The organism is Paenibacillus sp. FSL R7-0048 (genome assembly GCF_038004505.1).
Lineage (GTDB): Bacteria > Bacillota > Bacilli > Paenibacillales > Paenibacillaceae > Paenibacillus_AQ > Paenibacillus_AQ odorifer.
Genome location: NZ_JBBORF010000001.1, coordinates 6704195 through 6723536 on the forward strand (window position 1 = coordinate 6704195; position 19342 = coordinate 6723536).

The following is a 19342-nucleotide window of genomic DNA, read 5'->3' on the forward strand; positions in this document are numbered from 1 at the left end:
ATTTGTACCGCTGATCCTTATGGATACACAGGTGTGTAGCCGAGGCCAAGGGTTTCCTCCCATCCCATCATCAAATTAAGGTTCTGTATTGCCTGCCCTGCCGCACCTTTTACAACATTATCAATGACGGAGACTATGGTCACCCGCCCTGTACGAGCATCTGTTGCAAATCCGATATCACAATAATTAGAGCCGCTAACTTCTTTTGTCGCCGGAATCACACCTACATCACGCACCCGCACATATGGCCGGCCCGCATAATATTCACGGTATAAATTCACAAAATCCTGTTCCGTATAATTGTCCGTCATCCCTGCATACATCGTACTCATAATTCCCCGGCTCATCGGCACGAGATGTGTGGTGAACGTTACCGTTACCTTTTCTCCAGCAATCTCTGTGAGCGTCTGCTCAATTTCCGGTATATGTTGATGCTTATTGATTTTATAAGCTTTAAAGTTCTCATTAATCTCTGCATAATGTACCATCAGGCTTGTTCCGCGTCCTGCTCCAGTAACTCCTGATTTCGCATCAATAATAATACTGTCGTGCTTAATCCAACCTGCCTGAATTGCAGGAATTAGTCCAAGAAGTGTAGCTGTAGGATAACAGCCTGGATTAGATATAAAATCAACCCCTGCCGCACGCTCTCCAAACACCTCGCAAAGTCCGTATACAGCCTGCTCTAGATATTCATCAGCCGGAGCGGGATGTTTATACCAGTGCTCATACTCTGCACCATCCTTCAATCGGAAATCACCGGACAGATCCACGACCTTAAGTCCAGCTTCCAGCAGCTGCGGCACCAGCTTTGCGCTCACACCCGACGGCGTTGCCGTAAATACCACATCCGCCCGCTCAGCCATTTGAGCCGGGTCAACGCCATCCAGCCTTCGATCAATGATGCCCGTCAAATGCGGAAAACCTTCCTCTATAGCATCCCCTGCGCTTGATGAGGAAATTACCGAAGTAATCTCTACCTTAGGATGACTTTGTAGCAGCCGAATCAGCTCTACGCCCCCATAACCCGTTGATCCAACAATCGCCGCTCTCAGCTTGCCCTCCACTGTCATCCCCACTTCCTGCTTATCATGAATTATAATAAATAATATAATGCATACCGTCTTAGAAATATGTATTATTATACGACTCAATTAATATAAATACAACACATAGTGTTAACTTTCTTTATTCCTAAATATAATTCTATTTACAAAAAAAGAGAAGCGTAGCTTCTCCTTTCGGAGAAATTACACTTCTCTTTTAAAGCCTTCACCCAGCACCTCATGCGCCTCAGTGATAATCACAAAAGCACTAGTATCTACCGATTGAACAATCGCTTTTAATCTGGAAACCTCATTCTGACCTACTACAACCATTAGCACCGTACGCTCATCACCAGTATAACCGCCATGTGCATCCAGCTTCGTCAGACCCCGATCCAGATCATTCAAAATCGCCTCAGATATTTCTTCCGTCTTGTCCGAGATTATGTAAGCCACCTTTGTATAACGGAAGCCTACCTCTATCGCATTAATGGCCTTACCTGTAACAAACAGACCGATCAGTGCATACAGTGCTTGTTCCATACCGAGTATAAAAGCAGCCAGCACAATGACCGTCCCGTCCAGCAGCACTACAGAAATCGAGAAGCTGAGACCGGATATCTTTTGAATAATCTGCGCCAAAATAGTAAGTCCACCTGTCGAGCCCCGTCCGCGGAACACAAGACCTAACCCCACCCCCACACAGATACCGCCATAAATGGAGGCTAAGAGTGGATTGGTGGTAGGTGCAGGCAAATCTTTTGTCAACAAGATAAAGAGCGGCAACACAAAGCTCCCAAGGAGCGAGCGAACTCCGTATTGTTTACCCAAGAAGATTACCCCGAGTACAAACAACGGAATATTAAGCGCCCATTGCGTAAATGCCGGCTCAGCCCCAAACCAAGCTTCAGCCAATACCGACAGACCGGATACACCACCAGAAGCAATATGATTAGGCAGAAAAAAAAGATTAAACCCCAGCGCTGTAACTAGCGATCCGAGCAAAATTAACATCGTATCCACCACATGTCGGAGTGGCCCATTCAGAGGAATCAGTGGGGGTTTATTACGTGAATTGACTTTTTGCATTTCAAAGGCTCTCCTTAAAGTGTCATCTTGCTCTACGAAAGAAGAAACGGCCATCCCATCCTAATCCATGAATGGTATCCGTTTCCCCCGAAACTCTCTCTTTTATTCTGCCTCAATCTTGATCTGGCTACGCAGGTAACCATCAATGAATACATCAATATCTCCGTCCATAACAGAACCCACATTCCCCGTTTCCACGGAAGTACGGTGATCCTTAACCATGTTATACGGATGGAATACATAGGAACGGATCTGACTGCCCCAAGCAATATCGGATTGCTCACCGCGAATCTCATCCAAATGCTGCTGCTGCTCTTGCAGTTTGCGCTCATACAACTTGGAACGCAGCATTTTCATCGCTTGTTCGCGGTTTTTGATCTGTGAACGTTCGTTCTGACAGGTTACCACCACACCCGTAGGTAAGTGAGTAATCCGCACCGCAGAGTCTGTGGTATTGATATGCTGTCCACCGGCGCCGCTCGCCCGATACGTATCGATCTTCAAATCCTCAGTACGAATTTCAACTTCTACATCATCGGCAATTTCCGGAACGACATCACAGGATACAAAAGAGGTATGCCGTCTGCCCGAAGAGTCAAACGGAGAAATCCGTACTAGCCGATGTACACCTTTTTCAGCTTTCAGATATCCGTAGGCGTTGAAGCCTTTAATAAGTAATGTGACACTCTTGATTCCCGCTTCATCACCCGGTAAGTAGTCCAACACCTCAACCTTGAATCCACGTTTTTCAGCCCAACGGGTATACATCCGCAGCAGCATCTGGCCCCAGTCTTGGGATTCCGTACCGCCTGCACCCGGATGGAGCTCAAGAATAGCATTCAGCTTGTCATACGGCTGGTTAAGTAGCAATTGCAGCTCGAATTCATCCACTTTGCTGCCTAAACTGCTGATCGTCTCCCCAATCTCTGCTGCAAGACCTTCATCGCCCTCTTCATCCGCAAGCTCCGCCATCATCGCAGCATCGTCGTATTCTTGTTGCAGCTTCTCGTATTGATCCACGGACGATTTCACGGCATTCATCTCGCCGATTACGCTCTGTGCCTGCTCTGGATTATCCCAGAAGCCTGGAGCAGCCATTTTTTCTTCAAAGTTCGAGATCATCTCTTGCTTAAGATCTAAGTCAAAGAGACCCCCTAAGGTCAGTTAGTTTCTTGCCTATTTCACGCAGATCCTGCTTTACATTAGCTTCAATCATATGGTCACTTCACCTTTCAAAATAGGTTGTTACGGTCGTCGTTATTGGAAAGTTAGTAATGAGTGAATGTTCAGCCATTCCGAGAAGGATTGGACTTCCGATCGCTGTTGTTTCCAGATTCCTTGAATTGATAACCGCATAGCGGCTGGAATCCCGAAACACAGGCGAACACTCCGTTTCTCCAGTTCCAAACCTTCTCTCCATTCCACATTCACTCAAAGTGCTAAATATCCAAAAAAAGCGACTGGGCCGTAAACGGGGGATACCCCCGGGCCCAGCCGCTCTTTATGGTTAGTATACCCATAGAGATCAGGGCTAAAGACTTACATCTTCAACACCTGAATATGAGCGCTACTAAACGTTTGTCTTATGCGTTTTGACCGTGGCAGTTCTTGTACTTCTTGCCGCTTCCGCAAGGGCAAAGATCATTACGACCAGCTGCCGCCTCAACATGTACCGGACGTTTTTCAGCAGGTTCGCTGTTAGTGGAAATTTTATTTTCCTCTACAACGGATTGACGCTCCTGATTTGTCTCGATGTGAGCCTTCATAATATAAGTAGCTACTTCTTCTTGAATCGTAGCCGTCATAGTATTAAACATTTCGAATCCTTCGAATTGATACTCGCGAAGTGGATCTGTACCACCGTAAGCACGCAGATGAATCCCTTGACGCAATTGATCCATCGCATCGATATGATCCATCCACTTGCTGTCCACGGAGCGCAGCACAATTACCTTCTCGAATTCACGTACCAATTCTGAACCCAGGCGTTCTTCACGAGCAGCATATTTCTCAAGTACACGTTCGAAGATGTACTCAATGATCTCTTCTGCTTCTTTGCCCCACAGAATATCGCGAGTCAAAGCACCTTCTTCAAGCAGCTTGCTGTTTACGTAATCAGCAACTTCTTGCAGCTCCCAGTTCTCAGGAATATCGTCACTGCAGTGTGCGTGAACAATACGTTCAATAACCGGCTTGATCATTTCAAGTACGATATCTTTAATATTTTCAGACTCCAGAATCTCACGGCGTTGTTTATAAATAATTTCACGCTGTTGATTCATAACGTCATCATATTGCAATACGACTTTACGAATATCAAAGTTATTACCTTCAACACGTTTCTGAGCAGATTCCACAGCACGCGTAATCATGCGGCTCTCAATCGGCTGATCTTCCTCAAAGCCAAGGCGATCCATCATACTCAAAACGTTGTCAGCGCCAAAACGCTTCATCAACTCATCCCCAAGGGACAAGTAAAATTGTGTAGAACCTGGGTCCCCTTGACGCCCCGCACGACCACGCAGCTGGTTATCAATCCGGCGCGATTCATGACGCTCTGTACCAATGATATGCAGACCTCCAAGATCTGTCACACCTTCACCTAGAACGATATCTGTTCCCCGACCAGCCATGTTGGTAGCAATCGTAACTGTACCTGGCTGACCTGCATGTGTAATGATTTCAGCTTCCGCAGCATGATGCTTCGCGTTAAGTACTTGGTGTCTAACGCCTTTGCGCTTCAGCATTTCAGATACGAGCTCTGAATTCTCAATTGACACTGTACCCACAAGTACAGGTTGGTTCTTTTTGTGACGTTCTACAATTTCTGCCACTACAGCGTTGAACTTACCGTTCTCACTCTTGTAGACAACATCCGGCATATCTATGCGCTGATTCGGTTTATTCGTAGGGACTTGAAGAACTTCAAGACCATAAATCTTCTTGAACTCTTCTTCCTCAGTTTTAGCTGTACCTGTCATACCGCCCAATTTGCGGTACATACGGAAATAGTTCTGGAAAGTAATCGTAGCAAGCGTCATGCTCTCATTCTGTACTTCGATTTCTTCCTTCGCTTCAATCGCTTGGTGTAAACCGTCACTATAACGACGGCCTGACATTAAACGTCCTGTAAATTCATCAACAATAACGACCTCACCCTCGTTAACAACGTAGTCTACGTCACGACGCATAATTACGTTTGCTTTCAGGGCTTGGACGATATGGTGATTCAAGGTTACATGACTGTGATCATACAAGTTCTCAATACCAAAAGCGCGTTCAGCAGTAGCTACACCTTTTTCAGTCAAGGCTACGGACTTCACTTTGATATCAACTGTGTAGTCTTCTTCAGCTTTAAGCTTTTTCACAAAACGGTCTGCTGCAAAGTACAATTCAGTAGACTTCTCAGCTTGTCCGGAAATGATAAGAGGTGTACGTGCTTCATCAATAAGAATGGAGTCCACTTCATCAATAATACAGAAATAAAGAGGGCGCTGAACCATTTGTTCTTTATAAAGCACCATGTTGTCACGCAAATAATCGAAACCAAATTCGTTGTTCGTGCCATACGTAATATCGCAGGCGTAAGCATCTTGTTTATCAGCATGGTCCATACCGCTTAGGTTAACCCCAACCGTCATGCCCAGGAAGTTATAGATTTGTGCCATTTGTGCGCTGTCGCGCTGAGCCAAATAGTCATTGACCGTTACTACGTGTACGCCTTTACCAAGCAAAGCATTTAAGTACACTGGCAATGTTCCTACTAGAGTCTTACCTTCACCAGTCTTCATCTCGGAGATTCGGCCTTCATGCAGGGCCATACCACCAATTAACTGTACATCAAAATGCCGCATGCCAAGCGTCCGTTTGGAAGCTTCACGTACGGTTGCAAACGCCTCAGGAAGAATTTCTTCCAAGGTTTCGCCTTTCTCAATACGGGCGCGGAACTCTTCCGTCTTAGCTTTTAAAGCTTCATCGGATAGTGCTACAAATTCCGGCTCCAATCCATTAATTACATCGACTGTCTTCATGAGACGTTTAACGTCACGATCGTTTGTGTCTCCGAATATTTTCTTTACAAGTCCTAGCATGGTTAACCCCTTTCATGCAACACAGATGGTGGAACCGAGCCCATCCTCACAAAATTGAAAGGGCCATTTATAAATTCGATTCCGCTGCTTCATAAATTGTAACAGTTTGTAAGAGATGCCGCAATACAAGGTGTAACAGCCACATTTTTCATATATACGCACAAGAGCCCTATTCGCTATAAGCGAATAGGGGCTCGGTTTAAATTTCCTAGGTTCTGACTAACTCTCGAGGCCCTTTATACTTAGAGCATAACTGGCATCATTGTATCTTAGCCCTGTTCAATCAGTCCATATTTACCATCATCACGTTTGTAAACTACGCTAACTTCCGAGGTGTCGATATTGGAAAACACAAAGAAATTATGTCCTACCATGTTCATTTGCAGAATCGCTTCTTCCACATCCATCGGCTTCATCGTAAAGCGTTTGTTCCTAACCACTTCTAAATCATCATAATCTTGTTCTTCTACAGCAACAGCGGCACTAGCTCCATCCACAAACAGCGTCTTGAGTCCCTCTTGACGGAACTTACGGTTCAGCTTCGTTTTGTGTTTGCGAATTTGGCGTTCCAGCTTGTCCACAACGGCGTCTATGGAAGCATACATGTCATCGCTGCGATCTTCCGCACGAAGCGTCACGCCAGCAAGCGGAATGGTTACTTCCACCGTATGAAGGCCGCGAACTACGCCAAGCGTCACAGACCCTTCAGAGGTAGGGGGTGCTTCGAAATACTTCTCAAGTTTGCTGAGCTTCTTATCAACATACTCTCTCAAAGCGTCGGTCACGTCAATTTGTTGACCTCGAATGGTGAATTGCATGGCCACTCCTCCTTTAGTTACACCTTCATTATACCAAATTGTAAGCGCTAAGTAAAAAGCAATTCCTTACAGCCCTTACATTTAGATAACAAATGTTGTCATAGCGTTCACAAATAAAACAAGTCCGGTGAGAGCAACCAATCGCCCTACCGGACCAAAAGTAAACCTGTCGTTATTATAGTACGGATTCCACTCTTATATTCTCCGAATGAAATCACATAAGGTCAGGCTATTTGGTATGAATTTGAATGATTTCTACAGGAGACCATTGAGAACCCGATCCTGCAATAACATATACCTTATAGGCAGTATTTGCTGCTAAACCAGTTAAAGTCTGTGTATGCTTTACACCAGGAGCAAACGTAAGCGTGTTAGTCCATGGAGCAGCCAATGCAGTACCGCTACCATTTTGACCTAAAGCAATCTGCGCTGCAGTAGGTGCCTTATCATTTGCTGGCAATACTACATATCTAACTGGGGTTGTAGTGCCACCTGTCACACCATATTTAACATATACATCTGCTGTAACTGTACTAACTTGTCCCGGCTCAAAAAGCGAAATCGAGCTAGCAGTAGCTTGAGCAGTAGTCAACCGAACTGTCGTTACAGTAGACAAGTTACCAGCTGCATCCGCCAGCGTGATATATGTTGCATATTCTGTACCAGGATTCAATCCGTAAACAGAGAATGTAACCGTTGTTTTAGCTACAGTCGCAACACTACCATGGATACCACTTGCAGTCCCGTTACTAGTTTGTCCTTTTTCCACCTGCAATGCAGTTGGAGCAGTTACATCAGCATTGTAAGGAGCTACAACATAGTATACTGCACCAGTTACGGAAGGTGTCAGGTATACATCCGCTGTGACCGAACCAACATTACCGTAGGTTGCCCCACTTACTGTTGGCGCTGTGCTACTTTCGCCGCCACCGTTACCACCACCAGAACCTCCGCCAGTACTGCCACCTGGAGCAGCAGTTGGGGTTGGTGTAGCTGTTGGTGTCGGAGTAGCCGTTGGAGTTGGTGTAGGTGTTACACCACCACTTGTGCCACTACCAGGATAATAGATAGCTGAAGTATTGATAATACCTACAGCCTCGGCACGTGTTAACGATCTCTTAGGACCAAAGGTTCCATCTGGATAACCGTTAACAATCTTCTTTTCCACTGCGGCTGCTACAGCACCTTTTGCCCATGCTGCAATTTGTGCATTGTCTTTAAATTTGTTCGAAGTTGTATTGGTGCTCAATTTAAGTAATTTTGCAGTAATTACAGCTGCTTCTTCTCTTGTAAGCGGATTATTAGGACGGAACGTATTATCCTCGTATCCTCCGATATATCCAGCTTCCACAGCTTTAGCCACTTCACTGTAATTCCAGTTTGTGCTCTTCATGTCTTTGAAAGTTACTGTTGCTTTAGTTGTAAAACCTAACAGGCGATTTACCATAGTCACATACTCACCACGCGTAATTGCTTTGTTTGGTTTCACCGTTCCATCTGGGTAGCCTCCAAGGTAACCTCTATCTAGCCATTCCTGCAGCTGACCTTGTGCCCAGTGGCCTTGAATATCCTTAGGTACAGTTGCAGCAGATACGCTGCCGAGAGACCCCAATAACATACTAGTACCTAATATTCCGGTCATAAGACCGCGCCACATCTTCTTCATCCTGCTAATCACCCTCCTAATTGTTTTGATAGCTTAGGCTATATTGAATTTCTTCGTGAATGTAGTAACCTAGGCTAACATAGTGTGTGTCGAGGTAAGATAAACAGCTCAACGTATATCTATTACCCACCTTTTGCAGAGTTCTAACATTTTCCATAAAATGAATTTACAAAATAGGCTATTTTCTCTACTAGGATTGGCTATACTAGACACATATGAACGCACAAAAAAAGGATCTTGGAAGATTCCAAGATCCCTGCTAGCGCTGTCTAAATTGCTAACCATCTACTTATATGTAGTTCGGCTTCGCCGGATGATTATAATTTGATTACGTTAGCTGCTTGTGGTCCACGTGCACCTTCAACGATATCGAATTCTACGGATTGACCTTCATCCAATGTCTTGAAACCATCAGTTTGAATCGCGGAAAAGTGTACGAATACGTCGCCACCGTCTGCAGTCTCGATAAAACCATAACCTTTTTCTGCGTTAAACCATTTTACTTTACCTTCCATTGATTAAACATTCCCTTCGTCATCAGATGAACGTGAGTCTTGCTCACAATTCGACTATACCACCGTAACTTCTTTATTGTCAATTGGAAAAGAAAATGTTTACATTCAATAATTTACCACGTAAAATAAACTATTAAATTTTCCATAAACAAGAAATAGATTCGGTACAATGATCAAAAAAAGGAGCAGACGGTATTTAATACCCGTCTACTCCTATAGTGAAACACTGATAAATTATTTTTTGCGATCCATAAGGAAACTGTCTGGGGTGTAGGCGGCCTCGTAGGCGTTGCGTTGGGCTTTGGCCTGATTCCGCTTCTGCAGCCAATCTTGAGCTTCGAAGCGAAGAGCGTTCATTCTATCTAAGATCACATTATCATGTTCCAAAATTTGATTAATTTCTTGCTTCTGTGCAGGCGTCGCTCGACAAATTTCGGCTTTTTCTGCAATAGAATCGACAAGTTTCTGACGCTCGTCCACAAAAACTTCCAACTCCTCATAGGTGGCCTCTTGTAGACGCTCTTCGATCTCCCGGGTGAGTTGATCCAAACTCCGGATTAATTCATCCATGAGCACTATCAGCCTGTCCCTGACCCACAGCAATCTTCGATGCTTGTTGCCAAGTTTCCCGAAGGTCGGTTAGATAAACAAGAGCCTCTTCAGCTTTATCTGGACTTTTACGAATGTTTGCTTCAACTAAAAGATAATTTGTATATTCATAAAGTGAATAGAGGTTGTTAGATATCTCATATGAATAATCTAATGTACTCATTAACTCACTTACTATAGATTGTGCTTTGCCAAAATTAAGACTTGTCTTCTCATAGTCCTGTTTACTGAGACCGTCAATCGCTGTTCTTACAAAACGAATTGCACCGTCATACAACATAATGACCAACTGCACAGGGGTAGAGGTTTGGACAGAAGACTGGCGGTATTTCTCATATGGAGATGTAATCAATAATCTCACCCTCTATATTTTATAATTATCCTAGCTGGAGAAGAGACTGGAAGACTGCGTCTGTAGCTTGTTCATTGCTGTTTCCATCGCTGCGAACTGCTTATAGTAACGTGTTTCATAGTTATCCAACTTTTTCACCATGCTACTTATCCGAGTGTTATAGTCTTTAAGTCTCTTTCCCATAACGCTATCTTCTTTAAAGGCACTACTAATGTCAGTGGTATACTTATTAGTACCAGCGCGTTTTGAGATAGTTTCTAATGGTGTTGCTAGTTGTTTCCCCAATTTGCTGAATAGTCCCTCACTTGATGCACCTGCAGCTCCTTGAAATAGATCTATAACACTTTGGGGATTATCATTAATCGCCTGCTTGAGCTTGGATTCATTTAGAATTAACTTTCCTCCCTCTAAATAAGTACCTGTTGTGATACCCATTGCACTTAAACCACCCAATTTTTCTGTGATGATCGTACGCATGGAGGTTATTGTAGATTTCAGAATGTCATCATTTTTCAAAAGACCACTTTTGGCTTTTGCTGTCCAGGCCAAGATTTCGCTTTCCTTCATATCACTCTTTTGCGCATCCGTCAAAGGAGCATAATCGCTGTATTTAGCTTCATTAACTTTGTTATTTAATAACTGCAATAAACTATTATAGTCTTCAACAAAACTTTTAATTGTTTCGAGTGCCTTATTTGGATCAGATTCGCTGCTGATCTTTGTCGTTCCATTCCCATCCGTCTTTGCAAGCAACGTTAGTTGCACTCCGTTTATAGTGAAGGTATTACTCTTTTGACTTAAGCCCTGACCGTTAATTCTGACAAGAGCATCTACACCCATAGCTATATCATCATTAACGTCAATGTCATTTCCGCCATTAAAAAGCGACAGTATAGAGTTTTGGCCTCCAAGTTCTATTTTACCATTCATACTTGTTGAATCTGGATCTGTACTCGGAGCCCCGCTTGCCTTGGAGCGAATAATGAGCTTTCCTGTTGCCTCATCGAAGCTAGCGATTACATTCGCTTTACTGTCAGCATTAACAGTTGAAATAAAAGAAGCGACCGTAGTGGCCCCTGTGAATAAAGATTTAGTTACACCAGCTTCATCTGTTTTAGTAAAATTGACACCATTAATGTTTAAACTATACTCTTTGTCAGTATCTGCATCTGCAGCCAATTCTGCTAATGTAATTTTACTAGACTTATTTGCTCCTACACCAGATGTCGTTAATGTAGTCGTTGTAGCCAAATTCATAACTTCAACTTCCATATCTACTCTGTTTGCGGCGGCTGTAGCTTCAGCCTTCACTGCACCTGTATAACCGGTAACAACGGATTTATTTGCGTTTAACGCAGATGACACATTATATTTATCTGATAACTTATTAATTCTAAAATCATATAGCTTACTACTGATTTCACGGTAGCTATCTCTAGTCCAATTTAAAGTCTCTTTTTGTTGGTATAGTTTATCCAAGGGAGCACGCTTGACAGCCATCATACTCTTAACCATACTATCAATGTCCATACCTGAGAATCCATTTACTCTTGTTACCAAAACAGCACCTCCTATACTAAATTCTCTCGTCTATGAGTATACCTGCAATCTCCATCATTTTAGCCACTAAATCTAGAGTCTTTTCTGGAGGAACTTCACGAATAAGTTCTCCTGTATCCTTATTGAGCACCTTGACCATAATGTCATGCGTTTTCTCGTGGATGCTAATTGATAGCGTGGTTTGGGGGCCCTGTAAAGATTTAACTGCTCGCTCGATGGTACGAATTAGCTGTTCTTCAGCAACTGATACGTTTTTATCCTGCTTCTCTTTCTGACTGATTTCCTTAGCATATCGAGTAGGATCTGCTTTACTTTCGATATTTTCGGGCTCAGCTCCAGACGTTACTTCAGATCTGCTTGATCCAACCGTCATAGAACTAGCAGAAAGGGAAAACTGTACATTCATATACCCCGACCTCCAACAACGCTCAAATTTATACTTTATATATCGGTTAGTTTTAGGGATAATTTAGGATTCACTTAAGAAAAGTATAGTTGACCAGAGTCTCTAGAGGGCTTCAGCGCTAGTTCATAGAATAGAAATATAAAAAATTGATTTTTTCCGTAGAGAGGGACATCTTTATCTGTTTAATTAATGTCCTAGTGTATTTGAGTCCAGAACATTCCACGAACTGAAAGTGATATGGCATAGATAAAAATAACCTAGATAATCGAAGATTTCTTATTCACTTATTAATATTACATAGCAGTTCTGTAGGCCTTCTTCCTAGGTTTGGAAAATATAACTCTACTAATGTTTTATCAAAATGGACATATATGTTAACTTCATAAAATCGTTATCTTTTATTAATTTCATTATTCTTCTAAAATATAGCTTATTGTGTTCAAATGTCTTTGAGAGGGATTGTACAAGTTTAACTACCAAGTCCTCGGTTAAGGTTTGATGATAATTTGCCATTCCAATTAGATGGATCTTGATTAAAGAATAATGCAAGATCATACGAGTATAACTCTCAAATAAAGAATCACTATCAAGAGGCATTATATTTTTAAACACGTAATTGACAAGGTAATTTTCAAGCATGTATTCATGCTGAAGCATAAAAGGTGCGTAGTATTTTTCATAAGAAGATGCATAATTCTCAAGGATCTCTTCGTCTGAAGCATCTTTTTCAATATGTAAACCAGACATCATCTCTCCTGAGCACTCTAAATATCTAGATGAAGTAATTTCGTATTGCAAACGTAATACGACAAGTTCCCTGCTTAATCGAAGTTGAATGTCTAATCGATTTGGTATATTTTCAAATGCTCCTTGGAGAGCGTTATTTTCTACACTTGTAATATATTGCCCAAAGATGTCGGGAATCTCATTTATTCGATCGTTATCCACGCATTCTTGTAGTTCGTTATAAAGTAGACCTAGAACGAGCAAACGTTCTTCCAGCGTATAATTTTTGTTCTGCAGTATGGAAATAGTCACGTAACGATATTCATTGAAATAGTCCTTCCAATCAGAAGCTACTTCTTTATTCGTATGAATGGTTGCTCTTGTTACATCCCTTGTAGAGGGGGATTCTTTGAATTGATCGAAGCTAATTCCATCTTTACTCAACAAGACTAACCTAGCTGCTTCAGGACAAGATACAGTTAATGAACGTTCAACAACACCGTTTACATTATGAACTATTCTAGGATAAACAGCACAGGTATTGCACAAATTTTCTTCTCCTAAGGTCAATTGAATGTCACATAAATTTTCCTCATTTAAGAATGAACACCTTGAGTTATTCATTTTCATTTTCGCTACGTTATTCTTTGTAGGGTTTGAACGATTGCGAATCACATATTCATCTAGTTGTGACTTGATCTTATAATTTTTAACTTTTTTATATTTCTTGTATGTTTGCTCGTCCACAGTTACTTGCCATCCTGCACAGCACGTATCTTCACAGGCCGAACCAATACAAGTAAATTCTTTGACATATTGAGGAGTTAGCGTTTCAACTAATTTCGATGTCATTTATGATTAACCCCTTATAGACTAGTTTATATAAAAAAAGGAATGGGAATCCCATTCCTTTTCTTATCGTTAAAGATTAACGAAGCAATTGAAGCACACCTTGTGGTTGTTGGTTAGCTTGAGCCAACATAGCTTGAGCAGCTTGAGCAAGAATGGAGTTTTTAGTTTGATCCATCATTTCTTTCGCCATATCAACATCACGAACACGGGATTCAGCTGCAGTCAGGTTTTCAGAAGCATTGTTAAGGTTGTTAATAGTATGTTCTAGACGATTTTGGTTTGCACCAAGTTTAGAACGGGAAGCAGAAACCAATTTAATTGCATCATCTACAAGTTTAACGTCAGTATCAAATTTAGCAGTTGTACCATCAGGAGCTAGCGCGTTGACACCTAAATCAGTCGCACTGAAACCTTTACCAGTTGCTCCTTCAATTTTCAAATTAAGTGATTGTGCTGCATTAGCACCAATTTGGAAATCTTCGTCAAATTTACCATCCAACAATTTTTTACCGTTGAATTCTGTACGTTCGGAAATACCTGTTAATTCATTGTTTAATTCTGCAATTTCATCTTTGATAGCTGTCAGATCTTCTGTTGCTAATGTTCCTCCGTTACCTGCTTGAACAATAAGTTCACGTTGACGTTGCAGGATAGAATGAGTTTCGCCAAGAGCACCTTCAGCTGTTTGAATCAAGGAAATCGCGTCTTGTGAGTTACGGGATGCTTGGTCTAAACCGCGGATTTGACCGCGCATTTTTTCGGAGATCGAAAGACCTGCAGCGTCGTCCCCTGCACGGTTAATGCGAAGACCTGAAGACAATTTCTCGATGTTCTTGCTAGTTGCTGCAGTGTTTGCACCCAATTGACGGTGAGTATTCAAAGCTGTAACATTGTGGTTAATAATCATTTGATATTTCCTCCCTGAAATTAAATTAGTTCCACATCCATGTGGTAAACGCCGAACCATTAAGGTCGGCCGCCCTGCCGATTCAGCGTCTACTTCATATATCGACGGCAAGTACCAAAGTGTTTAGAGTAATTCGAAGTTTTTTTGAATTTTTTTTTGGAGAAATCTCTCAAACTAAATAAAAAACCTGAATCTGCATTTGTGCAGTCTCAGGTTTTGGATTCCTTATATGCGATATGTTGATTAGTTATTATTACTCTCACTACGAAGGCTATGGATTAATGCACTCAGATCAGACTGCTGCGGAGCAACAGATTCGCGATTGGCTTCTTGAATCGATAGGTACACTTCTTTGCGAAAAACATCTACATGTTTTGGGGCAGAGATACCAACCTTCACCGTATCACCGTCTACACTTAAAATTGTCAGCTCTATCTGATCTTGGATAATAATAGACTCACCTTTTTTACGGGTTAGTACGAGCATATTATCCACCATCCTTTCCCTCTATAACTGACTTCTCCTGCACCAAACTATGTTTCGTATGATAAGGAGTCCTATGTAAAACGATTTGTTTACCGGAATGTCCTAAAGGATTCATAACAATTGGAGCCAGAAGATTGATCGTCGACTGATCGACTGATTCCTTCAGCGTAATAATGCAACGGACGATCAACTCTGTATCGATCCCTAACTCTTCAGCCTCATCATCAGGCAGTTCGAATTCATAGGACGGATAAAAAGAAAACGGATCTCCTAACAGAAAGGATAATCCTTTTTCTCTTATAGACTGTAAATACCCAAAAGGCGTCTCAGGTATCGTGATTAAGACGAAGTCCGTTTCCTCATCAAATCCAGGTATACCTTTGGAGAAATGATATATCTGCTCCTCATCCACTTCTAGTTTACCCCAAGATAGTGTTTCTATAATCAAGTTGCCCACTCCTCAAAAGTTTCGCTCACGAAACTGGTATCCATTAAGATTATTATTTATAACACAAAAGCTATAGAGGCGCTTTCTGGCACGTCTATAGCTTAAGAGCTACGTTTGAAGATTTACTTCCGGTGGAATAAACTTTATGGAAGCATATTGCTGCATATAAATATTTAACTTGCCACGGGTATATTCAATTTCAGGATCATGTCTTACCACTTGAATATTCACTTTTGCGGCTCGAAAATCGATTTGTGGTGCTCTCGTTTCTATATGAATATCTACATTGTCAAATGATGCCGGACCACGAATCTCTGGAAATGAATTTGGTTCGGTATCTGTTCCATAGACTTCGGCAATGGTATTTCCGGGCTTAAAAAACTGGGCCATCCGATTGCCTTGCTCGACCTTTTTTGCAATACCCTGAAGATATAACTGTTGAATACCTGAATATATTCGTTTGTTCATATCGAACATATTACCACCATTATAGGCTGCCCAAGCTCGGGACTGATCTATGGTAAGCTCTGGCCTAAAAGATTGAACCGTAAGTTTCCCTGGAGTGGTTGTTATTTTGACCTCAGGTTTAGGCTGAGTAATCGAAAATGTTCCCTGCTCATTATCAATTCCAATCAAAGCAGGAGTCTGACGAATTTGCAATATCGGCTGCAGCAACGAGAACCACCTCTGTTATCTAATAAAATCTACTAGAGTTGTAGATATAATCTTAGCGCCTACAGAAAGGGAAGCATTATAAATATTCTCTTGAATCTTCGACTCCATAATCAAACCTTCGTAATCTGCATCTTCTGTCTTAGCTTGAAGTTCCGTCAAATTAATATTTAAATCACTTAGCCGATCCTGCATCAATTCAACGCGGTTAGTCTTAGCCCCTATCTCGGAACGTGCTGATAGAATAGTCTCTACACGTGTATCGATTTTATCAAGTTGACCAGATACTGTACTAAGATTACCAGATTTTAACCCAGCAGAAATAGTATTAATAATACTGAACAGATTATCCGCATCCCCAGTATAACCAAATAAATCATTACCGGTAGTACTAATTGGCATACGCACATCTTCACCTACAATAAACTGAATCTGCCCAGTATCCGTAGTAATCGGTTTAGATACATCGTATGTACCGTCTGCACCTTTAGTAAAATCATATGGTTTGGTGGTGTATTGTTCGCCATTAAAGATATATTTACCATTTAGTGTACTGTTAGCAATGTCCACAAGCTGTTCTTTTAGCTGCAGAACCTCTTCATTGATACTATCGAGTGCAGACTGCGGATTGCTTCCACTCGCTGCCTGTACTGTCAATTCGCGAATCTTCTGAACAACATCTCCAGCCTGACCGAGTACCGTATCATTATAATCAAGCCATGAAATGGCACTATCCACATTCTTGGTGTACTGCTCGTTAGATGAAAGCTCAGCACGATAGCGGAGAGAATAAGTAATACCCACTGGATCATCGGAAGCTTTGTTGATCTTACGTCCTGTGGCAAGCTGTAGCTGTGTGTCGTTCATTGTACGTGCATTACGGTTTAAGTTAAGCAGAAGCTGTGAATTCATCATGTTAGAGGTTACTCTCAACATACGCTATATCTCCTTTTATCTGCCGACTGTGCCGGTGGAATTAATCAATTTGTCGAGCAGTTCATCAAAAGTAGTCATAAAACGTGCTGCCGCACTATAAGCATGCTGGAACACTAGCATATTCGACATTTCTTCATCCAGAGAAACGCCGCTGACTGATTGACGACGGGAGTTAACTTGCTCTACGAGATAATCTGAGTTATCCGTCTGACGCGCAGCCTCTTGGGATTGAATACCCAGCTGACCAACCATAGAGCTAAAAAGCCCTCCCACAGTGTTGCTTACACTACCGTCTGGCTTAGTAAATTTACTATCCTTCAGGCTAGTCAATAAGAGTGCCAACGTATTATTTCCTTTAACGACTTGCGTATTTCCATTCGCATCAACAGTTGTACGTAACGAAGTTGCGAATAAATTCACATCCGCAGCAATTTCCGGATTTAGCTTAATCGTTCCAGCCTCGCCTGATGTTACAAAGAAATCGCGTCCGACGCTTCCATCCATCGCGTAACCTAACTTGTGAAGTCCGTTAAACCCTTTGACAATGGTCTTGGCGTCCTCATACATTGTTGCGCCCTTAGGCATGGCCTGACCAGCGGTCAAAGTAACTACGGTACCGTCAGCTTGTGTAATCTTGGCATCACTTGTCAACACTGTGCCCTCAGGAAGATTGGAGCCAGCTGGCACTGTAATTTCAACGTCACCTGTAGCAATAGTACTGGCCAAATCATTGAGCTGTTTCTTGTAATCGGCAACATAGGTATTATTGGAGAAAATCATACCGTATGCCTCGCCGCCCTTCAAGGTTCCGGAGGTATAAGCATTATTAAGAAATGCACTATCTACGGTTGCGGTAACTTCTCCACCCTCTACGAGAGGTTGTCCACCCAGAGAAATGTTATAACCCTCTTCCGTCTCTACAACAGTAATATTAGCAATTTTGGAGAGCTTGTCCGCCATCAGATCGCGTTGATCACGTAGATCGTTTGCATGATCCCCCATACCCTCAATCTTATAGATTGATTTGTTTAGATCTGCGATAGCAGTCAGGTAATTTTGAGCTTCTTTTGCCTTAACATCTATATTAGTGGTTAGATCCCGCTCCAGATTATTCAGTTGCGTGCTCATGTAGTTCATAGCATCTGTCAAAGATTGTGCAGTTTGCACTACAATCTTACGGGCTGTTGGATCTTCAGGGTTCTTACTTAGATCCGACCACGATTTCCAGAAGTTATCCAAAACTGTACGAATGCCTGTATCCGATGGCTCATTAACGATAGCTTCCAGCTTAGAGAGCGTATCTGCTTGAAGACTCCAGTTGCCGAAAGCAGCGTTCTCACCACGGTACTGATCATCCAGAAACATTTCTCGAATCCGATCGATAGATGAGAATTCCACCCCTGTACCCATTTGACCTGGAACGGTAGATTTTAACAATCCGTACGCTTCAATAGGTAAAGAGGCTTGCATATTAACACGTTGACGAGTATAACCTTCGGTATTCGCATTAGCGATATTGTGTCCAGTTGTATTAAGAGCTGCGGTCTGAGTAAAAAGGCTGCGTCTCGCCGTCTCTATCGAGTGAAATGTGGATGTCATGCTTCTTACTCCTCCTTATGTTCTGCTCCGGCAGAACACTTCATCAGTACAATTCTAACCTCGTGCATCAAAAATCCCCGACCGATTTACGTTGTTACCTTTGTCGGACGGACGATGATAAGTGATATCCTGATTTGGTCTTCCGACCAACAGATCCAAAGAATAATCTATAAATGTAAGCGACTGCTCTATCAGCTTCTGATTTAGGTCATTGGCTTCTTTCAGGCGATGCAAAGTGCCCGAAAGCTTCTGCTGAATATGCAGCAGTCGTGCCTTGTCTTCAGGGTCAAATATAAGCCTGGACAGCTCCGTTAGGTTCAGGTTCAGGTTGGAACGAATACCCACACCTTGCAAAACGGTATATGCGGCTAATATTCGCTCTTCCTCGAGCTGCCCAATTACCTTCATTAGCTTGGATTCACGGTTAAGGATGTCGATTAACGCATCCACCTTGTTATCCATAATTGTCTGTTTCTTTTCAGCGGCCAGATCCAGCATTTGAACATGCACTCCATCTAGCCGCTCCAATAGTTCTATTAATGTCGTCAATGCCATGGATGTTTT

19 protein-coding genes are annotated in these 19342 nt (G+C 42.3%); all 19 read right to left on the reverse strand.

What is annotated here, in order from left to right; translation table 11 throughout:
* Positions 1 to 17: 17 nt before the first annotated feature.
* On the reverse strand, positions 18 to 1073 hold the full coding sequence (gene argC / locus NSQ91_RS29730) for an N-acetyl-gamma-glutamyl-phosphate reductase (protein WP_038573582.1): 1056 nt from the start codon (positions 1071 to 1073) through the stop codon (positions 18 to 20).
* A gap of 177 nt (positions 1074 to 1250) precedes the next feature.
* The gene (locus tag NSQ91_RS29735; protein ID WP_036678511.1) at positions 1251 to 2135 is read right to left on the reverse strand and encodes a YitT family protein; all 885 of its coding nucleotides are present in this window, start codon (positions 2133 to 2135) and stop codon (positions 1251 to 1253) included.
* Positions 2136 to 2237: 102 nt separating this feature from the next.
* Positions 2238 to 3351, reverse strand: a protein-coding gene (prfB, locus tag NSQ91_RS29740) for a peptide chain release factor 2 (RefSeq protein ID WP_139330096.1) whose coding sequence is annotated in 2 segments (ribosomal slippage) — positions 2238 to 3278 and positions 3280 to 3351 — 1113 coding nt in all. Because the reading frame shifts where the segments join, the coding sequence is not laid out codon by codon here.
* A 367-nt stretch (positions 3352 to 3718) separates the two neighbouring features.
* A complete protein-coding gene (gene secA / locus NSQ91_RS29745) occupies positions 3719 to 6226 on the reverse strand; it encodes a preprotein translocase subunit SecA (protein ID WP_036678509.1) in 2508 nt (835 codons plus the stop codon).
* 269 nt (positions 6227 to 6495) lie between these two features.
* Positions 6496 to 7044, reverse strand: a complete 549-nt coding sequence (gene hpf / locus NSQ91_RS29750) for a ribosome hibernation-promoting factor, HPF/YfiA family (protein WP_036678506.1) — start codon at positions 7042 to 7044, stop codon at positions 6496 to 6498.
* 229 nt (positions 7045 to 7273) lie between these two features.
* Positions 7274 to 8710, reverse strand: coding sequence for an S-layer homology domain-containing protein (locus NSQ91_RS29755; RefSeq protein ID WP_076303604.1), 1437 nt, complete (start codon positions 8708 to 8710; stop codon positions 7274 to 7276).
* 317 nt (positions 8711 to 9027) lie between these two features.
* On the reverse strand, positions 9028 to 9225 hold the full coding sequence (locus NSQ91_RS29760) for a cold shock domain-containing protein (protein ID WP_019915069.1): 198 nt from the start codon (positions 9223 to 9225) through the stop codon (positions 9028 to 9030).
* Positions 9226 to 9459: 234 nt separating this feature from the next.
* Positions 9460 to 9795 carry a flagellar protein FliT gene (locus tag NSQ91_RS29765; RefSeq protein WP_076303603.1) on the reverse strand — a complete coding sequence of 112 codons (336 nt, stop codon included), beginning with the start codon at positions 9793 to 9795 and terminating at the stop codon, positions 9460 to 9462.
* Positions 9788 to 10186 carry a flagellar export chaperone FliS gene (fliS, locus tag NSQ91_RS29770; protein ID WP_076303602.1) on the reverse strand — a complete coding sequence of 133 codons (399 nt, stop codon included), beginning with the start codon at positions 10184 to 10186 and terminating at the stop codon, positions 9788 to 9790. Before fliS ends, NSQ91_RS29765 begins: the two co-directional genes overlap by 8 nt.
* Positions 10187 to 10216: 30 nt before the next feature.
* On the reverse strand, positions 10217 to 11746 hold the full coding sequence (fliD, locus tag NSQ91_RS29775; protein WP_081391785.1) for a flagellar filament capping protein FliD: 1530 nt from the start codon (positions 11744 to 11746) through the stop codon (positions 10217 to 10219).
* Between the two features lie 16 nt (positions 11747 to 11762).
* Positions 11763 to 12152: a flagellar protein FlaG gene (locus NSQ91_RS29780; RefSeq protein ID WP_076303601.1), complete on the reverse strand. Its 390-nt coding sequence runs from the start codon at positions 12150 to 12152 to the stop codon at positions 11763 to 11765.
* 345 nt (positions 12153 to 12497) lie between these two features.
* A complete protein-coding gene (gene fliB, locus NSQ91_RS29785) occupies positions 12498 to 13730 on the reverse strand; it encodes a flagellin lysine-N-methylase (RefSeq protein WP_076303600.1) in 1233 nt (410 codons plus the stop codon).
* A 76-nt stretch (positions 13731 to 13806) separates the two neighbouring features.
* Positions 13807 to 14637: a flagellin Hag gene (gene hag / locus NSQ91_RS29790; protein ID WP_076303599.1), complete on the reverse strand. Its 831-nt coding sequence runs from the start codon at positions 14635 to 14637 to the stop codon at positions 13807 to 13809.
* Between the two features lie 243 nt (positions 14638 to 14880).
* Positions 14881 to 15123 (reverse strand): carbon storage regulator CsrA, encoded by a 243-nt coding sequence (gene csrA / locus NSQ91_RS29795; RefSeq protein ID WP_076303648.1) that lies wholly within the window; start codon positions 15121 to 15123, stop codon positions 14881 to 14883.
* Between the two features lies 1 nt (position 15124).
* Complete coding sequence (locus NSQ91_RS29800) at positions 15125 to 15571, reverse strand: flagellar assembly protein FliW (protein WP_076303598.1); 447 nt, start codon at positions 15569 to 15571, stop codon at positions 15125 to 15127.
* 108 nt (positions 15572 to 15679) lie between these two features.
* Complete coding sequence (locus NSQ91_RS29805) at positions 15680 to 16246, reverse strand: DUF6470 family protein (RefSeq protein ID WP_076303597.1); 567 nt, start codon at positions 16244 to 16246, stop codon at positions 15680 to 15682.
* Between the two features lie 15 nt (positions 16247 to 16261).
* Entirely contained in the window at positions 16262 to 17179 is a 918-nt protein-coding gene (gene flgL, locus NSQ91_RS29810; protein ID WP_076303596.1) for a flagellar hook-associated protein FlgL, read from the reverse strand.
* 15 nt (positions 17180 to 17194) lie between these two features.
* The gene (flgK, locus tag NSQ91_RS29815; protein ID WP_076303595.1) at positions 17195 to 18778 is read right to left on the reverse strand and encodes a flagellar hook-associated protein FlgK; all 1584 of its coding nucleotides are present in this window, start codon (positions 18776 to 18778) and stop codon (positions 17195 to 17197) included.
* A gap of 54 nt (positions 18779 to 18832) precedes the next feature.
* A complete protein-coding gene (locus NSQ91_RS29820; protein WP_036678457.1) occupies positions 18833 to 19333 on the reverse strand; it encodes a flagellar protein FlgN in 501 nt (166 codons plus the stop codon).
* Positions 19334 to 19342: the final 9 nt, after the last annotated feature.